Origin of the sequence: Pseudovibrio flavus (assembly GCF_009711345.1) — a bacterium.
GTDB classification, from domain to species: Bacteria; Pseudomonadota; Alphaproteobacteria; order Rhizobiales; family Stappiaceae; genus Pseudovibrio; species Pseudovibrio flavus.
On record NZ_SMMA01000065.1, the window covers coordinates 283,849 to 299,530 of the forward strand.

A 15,682-nucleotide genomic window follows, 5' to 3' on the forward strand; every position below is an offset into this window, starting at 1 on the left:
GGTTTAGCCGATGACAGCCCATACAAGGGATTGGGACGCCTTCATAACCGTGAAGGATACTGGCTACGCGCACATGGACCTTGCCGTGGACGGCATTACATGCGCCGCCTGCATGTACGAGATTGAAAGAGCGCTGCAAAGGCTGGATGGTATCGAGAAAGCTCGCGTAAACCTATCCAGCCACCGCCTGTCAATCGAGTGGTCCAGTGAAGCGCACGACCCAGCCCAAGTGGTCGATGAGCTGGAGGCTCTTGGCTACAAGGCTTATCCATTTGATCCGGCACGAGTGAAGGAGCGAGGCGACAAGGTCGGCTCTACTTTGCTCAAAGCGCTTGCCGTTTCCGGTTTTGCAGCAATGAATATCATGCTGCTTTCCATTTCGGTCTGGTCAGGCAATTCCAGTGATATCGATATGGAAACGCGCGCCTTTTTCCATTGGGTATCCGCCGCGATTGCCATGCCAACAGTGGTTTATGCAGGCCGGCCGTTTTTTACCAGCGCTGTGAAGGCTATCAAGGTTGGCCGTCTCAACATGGACGTGCCGATCTCTATCGGTGTGTTGCTGGCAACAGGTCTATCGCTCGTTCAAACCATTCAGCACGCCAAACATGCCTATTTTGATAGTGCTGTCATGCTGCTGTTCTTCCTGCTGGCAGGACGCTACCTCGACCACATGATGCGCCGTAAGACGCGCCGCTTTGCAGAGAATATCGCTGTTCTTAAGGCCGAGAGTGCCAGCCGCTTGAATGATGATGGCTCTACGACCGAGTTGCCGCTTTCAAAAATTGGAGCTGGTGACCGTGTGATGATCCGCCCGGGTGAGCGGATCTCTGTTGACGGCATTGTGCAGTCCGGTGAAAGCGAGCTGGATCAGAGCTTGGTGACGGGCGAAACCATGCTGGAACCTGTCAAAGCAGGGGATGCTGTTTTTGCTGGCACGATGAACACTCATGGCACGCTGATTGTATCCGTCACAGCAGCGGCTAAGGGTACGGTTCTAGATGAAGTCAACCGTCTGCTTGAAACGGCTCTTGAAGGACGCTCCACCTATGTGCAGATAGCGGACAGAGCCTCGCGCCTATATGCGCCTGTGGTTCATGCAGCAGCGCTACTCACGTTCCTTGGCTGGATTGTTTTGGGGCTCAACTGGCAGCCTTCTCTGGTTATCGCAATTTCCGTTCTCATCATCACCTGCCCATGTGCTTTGGCCTTGGCTATTCCGGCTGTTCAGGTGGTTGCAAGCGGGCAGTTCTTTAAAGAGCGCATACTTCTCAATGCCGGTGATGCTATCGAGCGTCTTGCCGCTGCTGACACCGTGATCTTTGACAAAACCGGCACCCTGACAATGCCGGACCAGACCCTGCTCATCAGTGCGGATAAAGAGGATGAGGCGCTTCAACGGGCAGGGCAGTTGGCTCTAAGTTCTACCCATCCGCTCTCGATAGCCGTTGCAAAGGCATCAGGCGCCTTGATGCCAGTGACCGGTGCCAAGGAGATTGCAGGCAAGGGAGTAGAGGCAAAGGAAGGTGATCAATGGCGAAGGCTTGGTTCTCCTGCATTCTGCGGAGTGCCAGAAGAAACGCTGGCTGAAGCTATGAAGCAGTTCCCGTCTGCTTCCTTTATTGCCTATGCTGAAGGCGAAAGTGAGCCTCGCCTGTTCCCTATCGGCCAAAGCCTGAGAGACGACGCGGAAGATGTCATCCGCCTTTTGAAGAAAAAAGGTTACCAGTTGGAAATCCTGTCAGGCGACAGACAAAGCGCGGTGAAGGATGTTGCTGACCAGCTTGGTATTGCTGCATGGAAGGGCGAGCTTAAGCCGCAAGACAAGATCGCTCGCGTGGAAGAACTAAAACAGGCTGGGCGCAATGTGCTGATGGTGGGCGACGGCTTGAACGATGCACCTGCTTTGGCCGCTGCCAACGTGTCGCTTTCCCCCGTTTCAGCCGTCCATATCTCCCAATCAGCTTCGGATGCAGTCTTTATGGGTGACAGCATTCGTCCAATCTACGATGGCCTTCAGATTGCCCGTAGAGCCCATGTTTTGATGCAGCAGAACCTTTGGATTTCTGCCATCTACAACGTCCTTGCTGTGCCTATTGCCGTTATGGGTTTTGTCACGCCGCTGGTTGCTGCATTGGCTATGTCTGGCTCATCGATACTTGTAACCTTGAACGCAGTACGCCTGCGCTTGTCCTTTCTTTCTAAATCACAGTAAGATGCCCCCTAGTTCAAAAGGGCTGAAGTTCGCACAATGGAAATTCTTGTCTATCTAATTCCAATAGCACTCTTTTTAGGTGGAGCAGGCCTTGCTGCATTCTTGTGGTCGCTGCGTTCAGGTCAGTATGAGGACTTGGAAGGGGCCAAGTGGCGCATTTTGGACGATAGCGACGTGGAAGGGCCCAAGCGGGCCCAAGAAAACGACGGTTAGTAACCCAAGCGAACCGCTAGCAAATTGCTGCCACGGCATATTTGCTCACCACTATTGAAGATAGGCTTGAAGAGCGTTTTTCCCATAGGCTGCTAACAACAGCACCAGTTGGGGGAAGAAGCTTGAGCTTCGCATTCGTTTCCGTTGCAGATACACCTTTCGAGCAGAGCCTTTCCTTCCAGCGCCTAACCGCACGGTTAGGAAGTGTCATTAGCCTTGCAGCGCTCTTCTGGCTGTTTGCTCCCCCAATCGTTTTCCTTGCTTGTGAAGTTGCCTTCCTGTGTCTTGCAGTGGCCTTAACCTTCCTGTTTGTGGCAGGGCAACTGCAACTAACGGATGTTTTTCGCAATGAGGTTCTTCGCGGCGTTAACTCGTTGGCGATGAGCGCGGCTGATGAAGAGGGAAAACGCGAGGGGGTAAAGGAAGACGAGCCCCGATGGTGGTGGCGGATAATTGACGACAAGAAGTTTCCGGAGGAGATGGAATACTCCGCCAAGTTTCTCATTGAAGCTTTGGAGAAACGCCAGTTCGTTCTCTACTATCAGCCACAGATATCGGTTGCGAATGGAGATGTTGTAGGTGTTGAAGCTCTTCTGCGTTGGATGCCTTCCCCTGATGAAAGGGTGATGCCAGACGCTTTTCTTCCGCAAGTTGAAGCTATTGGCCGGCTTCCTGAGCTTACTCGTCAAGTGCTGACACAGGCAATCGAGGCCACGGCAGCCCTGCATCGTTCTGGCAATGTAATCTCCATGGCGGTCAATCTATCGGCTCGTGACCTTGAAGATAACAGTCTCCCCCTTTGGCTGAAAAACGAAGCGCAAAAGTGGAAACTTGCGCCCAAGTCCATTGAACTGGAGATTACCGAAACCGCACCTATCCATGATAGTAGGCAGGCTCAGATCAATCTCTCTACGCTCCGCAGTTTCGGGTTTTTAGTATCTCTAGATGATTTTGGAACAGGCCATTCGAACCTTGAGCGGCTCGCAGATCATGAAGTCGATGCATTGAAAATTGATCGGCGCTTTATTCAAGCCATGGAAGATGACAAAAAAGCGGATACCGTCATTCTAGCCATTGTTCAGATGTGTCGTAATCTTGGTTTGAAGAGCGTTGCAGAGGGCGTGGAGACGCAAGATCAAGTCAAGCGGCTAGCAGCAGTGGGTGTTGATACCTTGCAAGGGTTTTACTATTCGCCGCCTCTCTCCCAGACGGATCTAAGAGCTTGGTTACGGGCGTGGAAGGGCAGGAACGGTTCCCGCCCAATGGCGAATACCTCGCTTGAAACAATAGCACCCAGCTAAACAAAAAGGGCGGTAAAACCGCCCCTTTCAAAAACGTTATCTCAGCGAAAAATTAGCCGCCTGCTGCATGATGCAGAAACTTTTTGGCTGTCACAGCCTCATCGTCCTGCTCAAAGCCTCTGGTTTGAATGCCAAGGGTTTGCCAAACATCCAGAAGCGCATCGCGCAGCTGCTCGATCAACGCGTCGTTGTGGAACGGACCCGGAGTAATACGCAGGCGCTCGGTGCCGCGTGGTACTGTTGGGTAGTTGATCGGCTGAATGTAAATGCCGTGCTTTTCAAGAAGCATGTCAGATGCTTTCTTGCAAAGGTCAGGATCAGCGACAAGAACAGGAACGATGTGGGTTTCAGACGGCATTACCGGCAAACCGGCAGCGTTCAGAACCTCTTTGGTCTTGGCTGATTGTCTCTGCTGGCCTTCACGCTCAGCGGAAGAGCCCTTCAGATGGCGAATGGAAGCCGTCGCGGCAGCTGCCAGCCCTGGAGGAATTGCTGTGGTGAAGATAAAGCCTGGTGCGTAAGAGCGCACAGCATCCACCACCGCTTTACTGGAGGTGATGTAACCACCCAGCACACCGTAGGCTTTAGCTAACGTACCTTCAATCACGTCGATGCGGTCCATGACGTCGTCGCGTTCACAAATACCGCCACCACGTGGGCCGTACATGCCAACAGCGTGTACTTCGTCGATGTAGGTCATCGCGTTGTATTTGTCCGCAAGGTCGGCAATGCGCTCGATAGGAGCAATGTCGCCGTCCATGGAGTAGACAGATTCAAAAGCAATCAGTTTGGCGCGGTCCGAACCGGCTTCACGCAGCAGATCTTCCAGATGCTCAAGGTCATTGTGACGCCAGATTTTCTTTGCGGTACCAGCACCACGAACACCCGCGATCATGGATGCATGGTTCAGCTCGTCGGAAAGAATAAGGCAGTCAGGCAATAGCTTTGCAATGGTCGAGATAGATGCCTCGTTAGACACATATCCGGAGGTGAAGACCAGTGCAGCCTCTTTGCTGTGAAGGTCTGCAAGCTCATGTTCCAACTGAACGAGAGGATGGTTGGTTCCAGAGATGTTACGTGTGCCACCAGCGCCTGCGCCCATGCTTTTAACAGTGTCGCAAAGTGCGTTGGTTACAACCTCGTGTTGTCCCATTCCCAGATAGTCGTTTGAACACCAAACGACAATTTCCCGCTCGTTGGAGTTGCTCGGCCAGATATTTTCGTCAGGGCGCCAGATTGCATAAGGGAAGCGACCCGAAATTCGCTCCAGATCTGCAAAGATTCTGTAGCGTTTTTCCTCTTTCAGAGAAGTTATAGCCTCACTGAAGATGCCCTGATAATTCATCGATTATTCCTTGTGCGAAAACCACTTTAGGATTTCCTGAACCATAGCCTAGGTGGTCCTGAATGTCGCAGGTCATTTTGACGCGGGTTCGCTTTTTAAGTGCATTAATCCCGCGTGGGTATGTTCGGTCAATCCTAGACTATTTTTATCTTCTTATACCTGCGACCATCTTACATTCTTGCCGAATTTCGTAGATACAGATAACTAGTTTTCTGTAAGAGTAAATACAAATATAAATTGAACATTATGATAATCACGATTTGGGAGGCAAATTGATGAGCATTGATCTCTCATCGCTCTCCTTTTTGTTAGTTGAAGATAGCGCCTACATGCGCACAATTTTGCGCACAATGCTGCAGGGTTTTGGAGCTCGCCGAATTATCGAGGCCGAGGACGGAGCCGCTGGTCTTGAGGCTATGGACCGCGTAAACCCTGATATTATTATTCTTGATTGGGTTATGCCGATTCTCGACGGCGCTGACATGGTGCGCATCATCCGCAACCCGGATAACCCTCATGCCTATACGCCAATCATTATGGTAACGGCGCACACAGAGCGTTCACGAATTCTTGAAGCAAGAAAGCTGGGCGTGCATGAATTGCTGTGCAAACCGATCTCGGCGAAGGCGCTTCACCAGCGCATTATGAGCGTAATTCTGCAACCTAGAGACTTTGTGAAGTCGGCGGGATATTTCGGTCCTGCTCCTCGTGAGGTTCGCACCCATCCAAAAAAGTGGACGTCGCCAAACACCCCTCCGACATCAGGTAGCCAGATGATCTAGCGGCCCATCGTGGCCGTGGATGGTCTGGCGAGACGTTTGCGGTAAGGCTTAATCAGCCAACTCTTCAATGAAGGCGGATGCGCTTGCCCACTTATCAGGAGAAAGAGTTGTCGCAAGCCGGATAAGGCGTCTGAACTCTTTTTCCTCTAGTTGATACTTGAGAAGCTGAAATTCAGCTTCCGAAAATGCCCCTGTCGCTACAGGCTCCCTGCGAACAGGTGTCGCTACTTGATCCATCTAAATCCTCCAGACCCAAAATATACAGGGCTGACGGCTTGTCCGGTCTGTTTAGGACAACGCAGCGGTCAGCCAAACTGATATTCCCGATAGTTTATGCGGCTAAAAGCATGCTCCACTCTGGTGCAGTGTAAAGGTGAGGCAGAGAAAAAGAGCGGTTTGGAGAAGGGTTGTGTTGCAAAGGACACGTTAGTCCTCTGCGTGAATTACCGTAGGTGGTAGTGGGTGTGAATTTCAATTCACCTAATAATTTAGTCTCAGATATAAATAAATTACTGGTTGTGTTTTCTGGTCCAGTGATTCGAAATTTCAGTGGCTGAGAGCCTGATGTTGCGGTTTGATCGCTTCAAGGGATGGGATGTTCACACCAAACTGTGTTTGTTAGTAGTCGCGCTTAGAGGAGATGGCACAGATGAAGATGCCTCTCCAAGCTGAACGAGTGGTCATGCAACAATCTGGAGGAAACTTGATCGTGTAACCTACGAAAAAAAACGTCCCCGAAGGGTAGGACTATAGGCTCGATCAAGAACGAGTTGGCAGCGCTAATGCCGCGCCAAGGAATAGTGCTAGCCAAGAAAGCCGAATTTGCGCTGAACAATAATCGTAAACGAATGGAATACGCATGAAGCGCACAGCAATATTGCCGTAACTATTTGATTTTGTGTGGGGGAGGATGGTGCTGCGAGGGAGGATTGAACTCCCGACCTCACCCTTACCAAGGGTGCGCTCTACCACTGAGCTACCGCAGCTTCCAAAGAAGCGATCTTGACTTTCTGAATGGTGCTGCGAGGGAGGATTGAACTCCCGACCTCACCCTTACCAAGGGTGCGCTCTACCACTGAGCTACCGCAGCATTCCAGAGAAAAGCTATAAAAGCTTTCATTTTCAAGACCTTATCGCTATTTGACAGAGTCAATCAGCGTGTCAGGGAGGCGTTCCCCGCTGACGAGGTGGCTTTTGCCATAACCTTATTTCCTGCGCAAGTGCATTTTTTCCATTTGTGTGGAAATGCGACGAACTGGGGAAATTTGGACTTATTTTGTACGTGTCCTTACCAAGTTAGAGTAGGCCTCAGCTTATTACTGAGCTAATAAATCTCCAACTTAAGGGGATCAAAATGTCTGAAAGCGAAAAGCCTACAGAAAAAAAGGTGAGCGCGAAGGCGTCCGCCAAGGCGGATAAAGACGCACGACTGGCTGAAAAACTGAGAGCCAATCTTAGAAGACGCAAGCAGGCTACAAAAAAGCAGAGCGCTGAGGGTGAAGAGTAACCTTTGGAACGACCTTTGCGCCAAGCCATCTCGATTGAGAGATTAAGGACAGAGCAGGGCGGGGTAACTTGCCATTCTCCTCTAATTATGTCCTTGGCTGAGGCCGTTTTGGGTCGTGAAGCAGTCATTAAGCTGCTTTGTGTTAATTTTTAGCGGATGCAATGGCATGCCACGCCTTGCTTCTGCCTTATGGCTAGTGTTAGAGGACGAGATTAACTCGTAGGGCCTGCTCGGCCACTTCATTGTTTGGGGTTTAAAGCTGAATGGACAAAATTCGTATTGTGGGTGGCAATAAGCTTCACGGCACGCTTCCCATTTCTGGTGCAAAGAACGCAGCACTACCATTGATGATTGCCTCTCTTCTGACTGAAGAGACACTGACGCTGGAAAATGTTCCGCGGCTGCGTGACGTCGCACAGTTGATGCAAATTCTGTCCAATCATGGTGTTGACTATTCTGTAGATGGCAAACGCGCAGGCCAGAACCTGCTTGCGGGCCAGACACTGCATCTGTCCGCCTCTGGTATCGTTGATACTACCGCGCCTTATGATCTCGTATCCAAAATGCGCGCAAGTTTCTGGGTTATTGGCCCGTTGTTGGCTCGCATGGGTCAGGCGCGCGTTTCTCTGCCTGGTGGCTGTGCAATCGGTACCCGTCCGGTTGACTTCTTTATTGATGGTCTTAAAGCGCTCGGCGCGAATATCGATATCGACCGCGGTTACATTGTGGCGGACACTAATGGCGGCCTGAAGGGCGGACGCGTTGTCTTCCCTAAAGTGTCTGTTGGCGCGACCCACACCATTATGATGGCGGCAACCCTTGCAAAGGGTGAAACCGTTATTGAAAACGCAGCGCGTGAGCCAGAAGTAACTGATCTTGCAAACTGCCTCGTTGGCATGGGCGCTAAGATTGAAGGCATCGGCACAGATACACTCCACATTCAGGGCGTAGAAGGCCTCCATGCCTACCGTCATCCTGTTGTTGCTGACCGTATCGAGACCGGTACCTACGCAATGGCTGTTGCGATGACTGGTGGTGAAGTGGTGCTGGAAGGCGCGCGCGCTGACCTGCTTCAGTCTGCTTTTGAGGTTCTCTCACGCACTGGCACCGAAATCACCGAAGTAGAAAACGGCATCAAGATTTTCCGCAATGGCAACGGTATCGAGCCAGTTGATATTGTGACTGATCCATTCCCCGGCTTCCCGACTGACTTGCAGGCGCAGTTTATGGCGCTGATGACCCGCGCAAAGGGCACCAGCAAGATCACGGAGACCATCTTCGAAAACCGCTTCATGCATGTGCAGGAGCTGGCTCGTCTTGGCGCTCGCATTTCTCTTGATGGTCAGGTCGCAACAGTTCACGGCGTAGATCACCTTATCGGTGCACCTGTTATGGCAACCGACCTGCGCGCTTCCGTTTCCCTCGTTATCGCAGGCCTTGTGGCCGAAGGCGAAACAGAAGTGAGCCGCGTTTATCATCTTGATCGTGGTTTTGAGCGCCTTGAAGATAAATTGTCAGCCTGTGGGGCTGTAATTGAGCGCATCTCTGCCTAACTAATGGGTGGGCGCTTTTTCCAATAGCGATGAAGCGCCCGACCAATTGCCGGTGTTCTATTGTGGAACCGCCGGCCTCCCTGAACGAGGTAAGGAGAGAAAAGGCACTATGAAGCTGGCTGCTCTGGATGAAGAAGACCTCACCGTTGTATCGACAATGGTTCAGGATGCCGTACTTAAGGTCGGTGACATCCAATATTTCCCAAAAGAAAAACAACTTGTTGTGGCTATGAACCGGTTTGCGTGGGACGAGGCTGAAAGCGCCCCGGACACCAACCAGCGCCATCGGGCTGTTTTGCGCATTTCCCGCATTGAGAGCCTTCAATGCAAAAACATTGATCAGGCGAATAAGGACACGGTTTTGTCTCTGTTGGCGTTGCGTTTCCAACCAGAAATTGAACCGGGTGGTCGTTTGATCTTGGAGTTCTCAGGCGGAGCTGCTATGGCAGCAAACGTTGAGTGTCTCGAGGTGCAGCTTGCTGACCTTGGAGCCCGTTGGGCAACAAGTAACCGGCCGCATCACGAGCTGGACTAGCTAATCGCAAATCAAACAAAGCATTAGCGCTATCAAACCCTTCGGATATACAAGCCAATGGCCGTAGTACTTTCTTTCGATCAGCAGAATTTTGAAGATGAAATCAACCGTTTGCTGACAAGCAAGCGTGAAGTTTCCGAGGACGTGGATCATGTGGTCCGCGATATTCTGCATCATGTACATGAAAGAGGTGATGCGGCCCTTCTGGAGTATACGCAGAAGTTTGATCGTCTGCCGGCTAATTCCGTTGCAGACCTCAAAGTAAGCGCCGAAGAGATTGAAGCTGCAATCGCGCAAGTGCCGGAAGAAACCTACAAGGCACTTGAACTAGCACAGCAGCGTATTCGCTTCCACCATGAAAAGCAGATGCCTGAGAGCATGCGCTACATGGACCCGATTGGTGTAGAACTGGGCTCTATCTGGACCGCAGTTGAAGCCGTTGGTGTTTATGTGCCAGGTGGCACTGCGAGCTATCCATCATCCGTTCTCATGAACGTTGTTCCAGCCAAAGTTGCTGGCGTAGAACGCATTGTCATGGTCGTTCCAAGCCCGGATGGTGTGCTGAACCCTGCCGTTCTGGCTGCTGCAAAAATCGCAGGTGTTACCGAGATCTACAAAATCGGTGGTGCACAGGCTGTTGCGGCTCTCGCTTATGGTACTGAAACCATCAAGCCAGTCAGCAAGATCGTTGGTCCGGGAAATGCATTCGTCGCCGCTGCAAAGCGCCGTGTATTCGGCATTGTCGGCATCGATATGATTGCCGGCCCTTCGGAAATTCTGGTCGTTGCAGATGACAGCGCGAACCCTAATTGGGTTGCTGTAGATCTTCTGTCTCAGGCAGAGCACGACGCGGTAGCGCAGTCGATCCTTATTACTGATAGTGCTGAACTGGCAAAGGCCGCTGCTGAAGAGGTCGAGAAGGAACTTGCTATTCTTCCTCGCGCTGATGTTGCCCGTCAAAGCTGGAATGAGTTTGGCGCAATCATTGTGGCCAAGGATCTCGATCAGGCGATGGTGCTTTCCAACCGTTTTGCGCCAGAGCACCTTGAGCTATGCGTAAATGATCCTGATAGCCTGCTGCCAAAGATGCGCAACGCAGGTGCTGTCTTCATGGGCCATTTCACGCCAGAGGCAATCGGTGACTATGTTGGCGGCTCCAACCATGTGCTTCCAACAGCACGCTCTGCAAAGTTCTCCTCCGGCTTGTCCGTTCTGGAGTTTGTAAAGCGTACATCCTTGCTGCGCTGTAATGCAGAAAACCTTGCAAAAATCGGTCCTGCAGCCATTAACTTAGCTGAGACTGAGGGATTGCACGCACATGGTAAGTCGGTTGCTATCAGGTTAGACCTGTAGTTAGAGTAATCCCGATTTCATTCCGATGAGCAGATATTGATGAACGATTCAGTTTCCGGCAACAACTCGGCGGAGCAGGAGCAGACCAGCGAGCGCTTGTTCGAAGTGGTGCTGGATCCCGAGTCTATTCTGCGTTCTAACAAGGATGTTGAGAGAGAGCGTAAAGTCGCAATCTTTGACCTTGTTGAAGATAATCGGTTTTCTCCGGTGGGGGCCAACTGTGGCCCTTACCGACTGGACCTCGCACTGGCCAAGCGCAAGCTTGTATTCATGATCCGCGACGAATGCGGCAGCGAGGTCACCACCCACATTCTGTCTTTGACGCCGTTCCGGCGCATTATCAAAGACTACTTCCTCATTTGTGACAGCTACTTTGAAGCTATCCGTTCTGCGACCCCTAGCCAGATCGAGGCGATCGATATGGGCAGGCGCGGTGTTCACAATGATGGTGCAAGCATTTTGGAAGAGCGTTTGAAAGGGAAGATTGACATCGACCATCAGACCGCACGCCGCTTGTTTACCCTCATTTGTTCACTGAGACTTGCGGGGTAGCTCCATGAGCACGAATGGAAACGGTCCGGGCGCGGTTCTATTCATCTGCAGAATGAATGCGGTTCGCTCGCCTATGGCCGAGGGGCTAACCTCCCTGCTGTTTCCCAAGAAGGTCTATGTACGTTCTTGCGGTGTTTTTGCCGGAGAGCGCGACCCCTTCGTTGATGCTGTAATGGAGGAAAAGGGCTTTTCCCTTGCCAACCATAGGCCTAAGACCTTCGAAGACTTGCAGGAAGACGGTTTTGATCTGATCATTACCTTGGCTCCAGAGGCGCATCACATGGCGTTGGAGCTTACCCGCACCCAGTCGGTCGATGTTGAGTACTGGCCGACAATGGACCCGACACTGGCGACCGGTAGCCGCGAACAAATCATTAATGCCTACCGCTCTGTTCGCGATACGCTGGAGACAAAAATCCGCCAGCGCATTGGTTCCAGCTAGCCAAATTGTAGCACCTCGGATTCTTCAGTCTGCTAAATTTGGGTCTTTGCCACGGGTGCTATCATGCTAAAATCGTTCGGGTTAAGTGGTTAATTTGCACCAAACCATCACACCTGCACAAAACTTTGTGGCCCGCAGCTTGTGAAAGCCTATAAATTCGGCGTAAAACTGCGCCGAACCAAGCGAACTATTAACAGATTAGTGTTCCCTTTCGGACTGTAATCCGTTAGGTTCCGCCGCAATTGAACAAACCTGATCAGGAAGTCATATGGCTAAAGAAGAAATGTTGGAGTTTCCGGGCGTTGTCGTCGAACTCCTTCCAAACGCCACTTTTCGCGTGAAACTTGAAAACGACCACGAAATCATCGCGCACACCGCAGGCCGTATGCGTAAGAACCGCATCCGCGTTCTGGCAGGTGACAAGGTGACTGTAGAAATGACACCTTACGACCTGACCAAAGGCCGTATTATTTACCGTTTCAAGTAAGTCCGGTTGTTTCTTGGACGGCGCGTCGGGGCGCTGTATCGTCATTTTGAGGGGGAGCAATGAGCGCAAAACAGCCCTTGGTGTTGGCATCTGGATCGCCGCGTCGACTGGCTTTGCTGCAACAAATCGGCATTGAGCCCGATTACCTGCTTCCTGCCAATATTGATGAAACGCCAACCCGTGGCGAGAGCCCTCGCTCTTTGGCAACACGCCTTGCGAGGGAAAAAGGCATCGCCGCGCGCGTTTTGATTGACCGTACGCCAGAGCGGGCAGGCGCTATTGTGCTGTCCGCAGATACTGTGGTTGCTGTTGGTCGCCGGATTTTGCCAAAAGCAGAAAGCCGCGAGCAGGCAAATGCGTGCCTTGAGCTGCTTTCCGGTCGTGTACATAAGGTTTTCACAGGCGTTTCAGTGAATACGCCTGAGGGCCTTGTGCGCACAAAGCTCGTTGAAACACGGGTGCGTTTCCGCCGGCTAAGCTCGCAGGATATGAAAAACTATCTTGCATCGGGTGAATGGCGCGGAAAGGCCGGTGGCTATGCCATTCAAGGCCTTGGTGGCAGCTTTGTAGCCCGCCTTATCGGTTCCTACACCAACGTGGTTGGTTTGCCGCTTATGGAAGCTGCAAACCTTCTGTCAGGGCAGGGGTATCCGGTGCAGGAGAACTGGGCGCAGATTGATATTCCGCAGGATTGATTGGGCTTAGGGGCGCACAAAGCCCCCTACGGTTTGTAGTAGGACCGGTGGTAGAAAGAGCTCGTGTAGCAATCCTTTCAGCTCCCGTGATGCATGCCCGTAAACTGCGAGTGAAGTTGGCTCCAGCACCTTTCGGAAAGGCTCTATACCATCTTCCTTTAGGCGGTTGAGGTGGAAGAGGGCGCCTGCATTGCCGGTAAAGCTTGCGTAGATTTCGCAGCGACTGCCATCAGGAGCTAGATACCACACGTAGGAGTGCGTTTCCGGCTCATTGGTTTGTACGCTGGCTGTCAGCTCTCCCATAAGTGCGGAAAAGCGGTCAGCCTCTCTAATCAACGGCTTGCAAGCAAGTATCCATGAGATGTCGTTGGACATGGTACGCAATCCTCCCTCGAAGGCGGAAGTGTATCGCACCGATAATAACCGTTATAACTGCCCAGTGAGATTAGGAAATTGTAACTAGGCAGATAATATAGGTCTCACAGTCTGTCAGGGCAGACTGCTATCTTTGAGGGAAAGGATTGAGCCAATGGTAAAAAGCAAGAAAGACGCTGTTTGTCCGATCTGCGATAAGGCGGTTGTTGAGGCTCACTCCCCGTTTTGTTCTGATCGCTGCAAGCAGGTGGATTTGAATCGCTGGTTGTCTGGAAGCTACGCTATTCCATCCGATGATCAGGAACAGGATTTCCAAGATTATCGCGACGAAGCGCAATAACTGCGCATCACTTTACGTCGTTACCTGCGCATCTCATAAAATTTTGCAGGTCTTGCAATAAATTTTAGTCTTTGTCTTGCCTCCGACATGTGAATACGCGATTGTACCTATCGTAAGAGTGGTAGGGCGTCGCTGTCTGGTTGTGTTCCTTGGAACTTGCCGGTGCAGCTCCGCGTATTGAAGGCATTTTTTTATGACAAAAGTTTTTGCAAATGCGCTTTGCGGCGTAGCTGTATCTGCGCTTATGGCGGGGGCTGCAACGCCAGCGCTGGCTGATTACGAGCTGACAATTCTGCATACAAACGACTTCCATAGCCGTATTGAGCCGATCAACAAATACGATTCCGGCTGTAAGGAAGAAGATAACGCAGCAGGCAAGTGCTTTGGTGGTTCTGCGCGTTTGATCTCTGCTGTAAAGGATCGCCGCGCAGCGCACGAGAACTCCATCCTCGTTGATGGCGGTGACCAGTTCCAGGGTTCCCTGTTCTACACCTACTATAAGGGTCAGGCTGCAGCTGAGTTCATGAACGCAATTGGTTACGACGCAATGACCGTCGGCAACCATGAGTTCGATGATGGTCCAGAAGTGCTGCGTGGCTTCATGGACACCGTTGATTTCCCTGTTCTGCTTGCAAACGCTGATGTTTCCAAAGAACCTGCTCTGGCAGAAGTTCTGAAGCCTGCAATCACACTGGAAATTGGTGGCGAGAAGGTTGGTCTGATCGGCCTTACGCCAGAAGATACGCACGAGCTTGCAAGCCCAGGCAAAAACGTAACCTTCTCTGATCCTATCTCTGCTGTTAAGGCGCAGGTAGAGGCGCTGACCGCTGAAGGCGTGAACAAGATCGTTGTTCTCAGTCACTCCGGTTACGAGATTGATAAAGGCGTTGCAGCAGCTGTAGGCGGCATTGATGTGATCGTTGGTGGCCACACCAACACATACCTCTCCAACACCTCTGAAAAGGCAAAAGGCCCGTACCCAACTTGGGTTGATGGTCCAGATGGAAGCAAGACCGCAATCGTGCAGGCCTATGCTTACGGCAAGTTCCTTGGTGAGCTGAACGTCAAGTTCGACGACAACGGCGACATCATCGAAGCTGCTGGTGAGCCTGTAATCGTTGATGGCACCATTGCTGAAGATGCAACTATTAAGGCCCGTGTTGCAGAGCTTGCAGGCCCGCTGGAAGAGATCCGTCAGACCGTTGTAGGTTCCTCTGCTGCGCCGATTGATGGTGATCGCAGCAACTGCCGCGCCCGTGAGTGTGAAATGGGCAATCTCGTTGCTGACGCTATCCTCAGCGCGACCAAAGATCAGGGCGTTCAGATTGCGATCCAGAACGGTGGTGGTCTGCGTGCTTCCATCGACGGTGGCGAAGTGACCATGGGCGAAGTGCTCACAGTTCTTCCTTTCCAGAACACTCTGGCGACATTTGATCTTGAAGGTCGTTACATCAAGGAAGCTATCGAGAACGGCCTCTCCAAGCTGGAAGACGGTGCAGGACGCTTTGCCCAGGTTGCAGGCCTGAAGTATAGCTTCGACGGCTCTAAGCCAGCTGGTGAGCGCGTTGTAGCTCTCATGCTTGCTGATGGCAGCGCAATCGAAGACGACAAGGTCTACAAGGTCGCGACGAACAACTATGTTCGCAGCGGTGGCGATGGCTACAAGATCTTCGCTTCCAAGGGCATGAACGCATACGACTACGGTCCAGGCCTTGAAAACGTGGTTGCTGACTATCTGGCTGCGAACGGTGAATACAAGCCATACCTTGATGGCCGTATTACCGACGCAACAGCAAAGTAAGCACTTGACGTTAGGTTTTGTGGGAAAGGGCGGTCTTCGGGCCGCCCTTTTGCCTTGCTGAATTGCCTAATTAATTGGTGAAAATACGCAATTTGAAAAAATGGCATCGCAATTGTTGAAAAAGGGCAATTGTGTTCTAGACATTAGGTCAGGCTCTTTCTATAAGACGCTCACCTCACGGGGCAA

General features: G+C 51.7%; 17 protein-coding genes and 2 tRNA genes. 14 read left to right on the forward strand and 5 right to left on the reverse strand.

Features of this window, described 5'->3' with window-relative positions; translation table 11 throughout:
* The first annotated feature begins 10 nt into the window (after positions 1 to 10).
* The 3 genes from E1162_RS16460 to E1162_RS16470 all read left to right on the forward strand — a co-directional run bounded on the left by E1162_RS16460 (position 11) and on the right by E1162_RS16470 (position 3,729).
* Positions 11 to 2,215, forward strand: a complete 2,205-nt coding sequence (locus tag E1162_RS16460; protein ID WP_155133433.1) for a cation-translocating P-type ATPase — start codon at positions 11 to 13, stop codon at positions 2,213 to 2,215.
* Positions 2,216 to 2,251: 36 nt separating this feature from the next.
* Positions 2,252 to 2,428, forward strand: a complete 177-nt coding sequence (gene ccoS / locus E1162_RS16465; RefSeq protein ID WP_155133436.1) for a cbb3-type cytochrome oxidase assembly protein CcoS — start codon at positions 2,252 to 2,254, stop codon at positions 2,426 to 2,428.
* Between the two features lie 122 nt (positions 2,429 to 2,550).
* Positions 2,551 to 3,729, forward strand: a complete 1,179-nt coding sequence (locus tag E1162_RS16470; protein WP_155133439.1) for an EAL domain-containing protein — start codon at positions 2,551 to 2,553, stop codon at positions 3,727 to 3,729.
* A gap of 52 nt (positions 3,730 to 3,781) precedes the next feature.
* Here E1162_RS16470 and hemA read toward each other — a convergent pair whose 3' ends face one another.
* The gene (gene hemA / locus E1162_RS16475) at positions 3,782 to 5,074 is read right to left on the reverse strand and encodes a 5-aminolevulinate synthase (protein ID WP_155133442.1); all 1,293 of its coding nucleotides are present in this window, start codon (positions 5,072 to 5,074) and stop codon (positions 3,782 to 3,784) included.
* Between the two features lie 275 nt (positions 5,075 to 5,349).
* Here hemA and E1162_RS16480 point away from each other — a divergent pair, with 275 nt between their 5' ends.
* The gene (locus tag E1162_RS16480) at positions 5,350 to 5,856 is read left to right on the forward strand and encodes a response regulator (RefSeq protein ID WP_155133445.1); all 507 of its coding nucleotides are present in this window, start codon (positions 5,350 to 5,352) and stop codon (positions 5,854 to 5,856) included.
* Between the two features lie 48 nt (positions 5,857 to 5,904).
* Here E1162_RS16480 and E1162_RS16485 read toward each other — a convergent pair whose 3' ends face one another.
* The 3 genes from E1162_RS16485 to E1162_RS16495 form a co-directional block, all read right to left on the reverse strand.
* Positions 5,905 to 6,093: a hypothetical protein gene (locus E1162_RS16485; protein ID WP_155133448.1), complete on the reverse strand. Its 189-nt coding sequence runs from the start codon at positions 6,091 to 6,093 to the stop codon at positions 5,905 to 5,907.
* Between the two features lie 674 nt (positions 6,094 to 6,767).
* Positions 6,768 to 6,842, reverse strand: a tRNA-Thr gene (locus tag E1162_RS16490).
* Positions 6,843 to 6,871: 29 nt separating this feature from the next.
* Positions 6,872 to 6,946, reverse strand: a tRNA-Thr gene (locus E1162_RS16495).
* Between the two features lie 264 nt (positions 6,947 to 7,210).
* Between E1162_RS16495 and E1162_RS19610 the strand changes: the two genes are divergently transcribed.
* The 8 genes from E1162_RS19610 (at position 7,211) to E1162_RS16530 (ending at position 12,980) form a co-directional block, all read left to right on the forward strand.
* Positions 7,211 to 7,363, forward strand: coding sequence for a hypothetical protein (locus E1162_RS19610; protein WP_257099060.1), 153 nt, complete (start codon positions 7,211 to 7,213; stop codon positions 7,361 to 7,363).
* A gap of 263 nt (positions 7,364 to 7,626) precedes the next feature.
* Positions 7,627 to 8,916, forward strand: coding sequence for a UDP-N-acetylglucosamine 1-carboxyvinyltransferase (murA, locus tag E1162_RS16500; protein WP_155133451.1), 1,290 nt, complete (start codon positions 7,627 to 7,629; stop codon positions 8,914 to 8,916).
* Positions 8,917 to 9,025: 109 nt separating this feature from the next.
* The gene (locus E1162_RS16505; RefSeq protein ID WP_155133454.1) at positions 9,026 to 9,451 is read left to right on the forward strand and encodes a DUF2948 family protein; all 426 of its coding nucleotides are present in this window, start codon (positions 9,026 to 9,028) and stop codon (positions 9,449 to 9,451) included.
* A 57-nt stretch (positions 9,452 to 9,508) separates the two neighbouring features.
* A complete protein-coding gene (hisD, locus tag E1162_RS16510; protein WP_155133457.1) occupies positions 9,509 to 10,804 on the forward strand; it encodes a histidinol dehydrogenase in 1,296 nt (431 codons plus the stop codon).
* Between the two features lie 39 nt (positions 10,805 to 10,843).
* A complete protein-coding gene (locus tag E1162_RS16515; RefSeq protein ID WP_155133460.1) occupies positions 10,844 to 11,356 on the forward strand; it encodes a UPF0262 family protein in 513 nt (170 codons plus the stop codon).
* Between the two features lie 4 nt (positions 11,357 to 11,360).
* On the forward strand, positions 11,361 to 11,798 hold the full coding sequence (locus tag E1162_RS16520; RefSeq protein WP_155133463.1) for an arsenate-mycothiol transferase ArsC: 438 nt from the start codon (positions 11,361 to 11,363) through the stop codon (positions 11,796 to 11,798).
* A 268-nt stretch (positions 11,799 to 12,066) separates the two neighbouring features.
* On the forward strand, positions 12,067 to 12,285 hold the full coding sequence (gene infA, locus E1162_RS16525) for a translation initiation factor IF-1 (RefSeq protein ID WP_155133466.1): 219 nt from the start codon (positions 12,067 to 12,069) through the stop codon (positions 12,283 to 12,285).
* A gap of 59 nt (positions 12,286 to 12,344) precedes the next feature.
* The gene (locus E1162_RS16530; protein WP_155133469.1) at positions 12,345 to 12,980 is read left to right on the forward strand and encodes a Maf family nucleotide pyrophosphatase; all 636 of its coding nucleotides are present in this window, start codon (positions 12,345 to 12,347) and stop codon (positions 12,978 to 12,980) included.
* A 6-nt stretch (positions 12,981 to 12,986) separates the two neighbouring features.
* Here the strand turns inward: E1162_RS16530 and E1162_RS16535 are convergent, their stop codons facing one another.
* A complete protein-coding gene (locus E1162_RS16535; protein ID WP_155133472.1) occupies positions 12,987 to 13,355 on the reverse strand; it encodes a hypothetical protein in 369 nt (122 codons plus the stop codon).
* A 154-nt stretch (positions 13,356 to 13,509) separates the two neighbouring features.
* Here E1162_RS16535 and yacG point away from each other — a divergent pair, with 154 nt between their 5' ends.
* Complete coding sequence (gene yacG / locus E1162_RS16540) at positions 13,510 to 13,695, forward strand: DNA gyrase inhibitor YacG (RefSeq protein WP_155133475.1); 186 nt, start codon at positions 13,510 to 13,512, stop codon at positions 13,693 to 13,695.
* A gap of 193 nt (positions 13,696 to 13,888) precedes the next feature.
* Entirely contained in the window at positions 13,889 to 15,496 is a 1,608-nt protein-coding gene (locus E1162_RS16545; protein ID WP_155133478.1) for a bifunctional metallophosphatase/5'-nucleotidase, read from the forward strand.
* Positions 15,497 to 15,682: the final 186 nt, after the last annotated feature.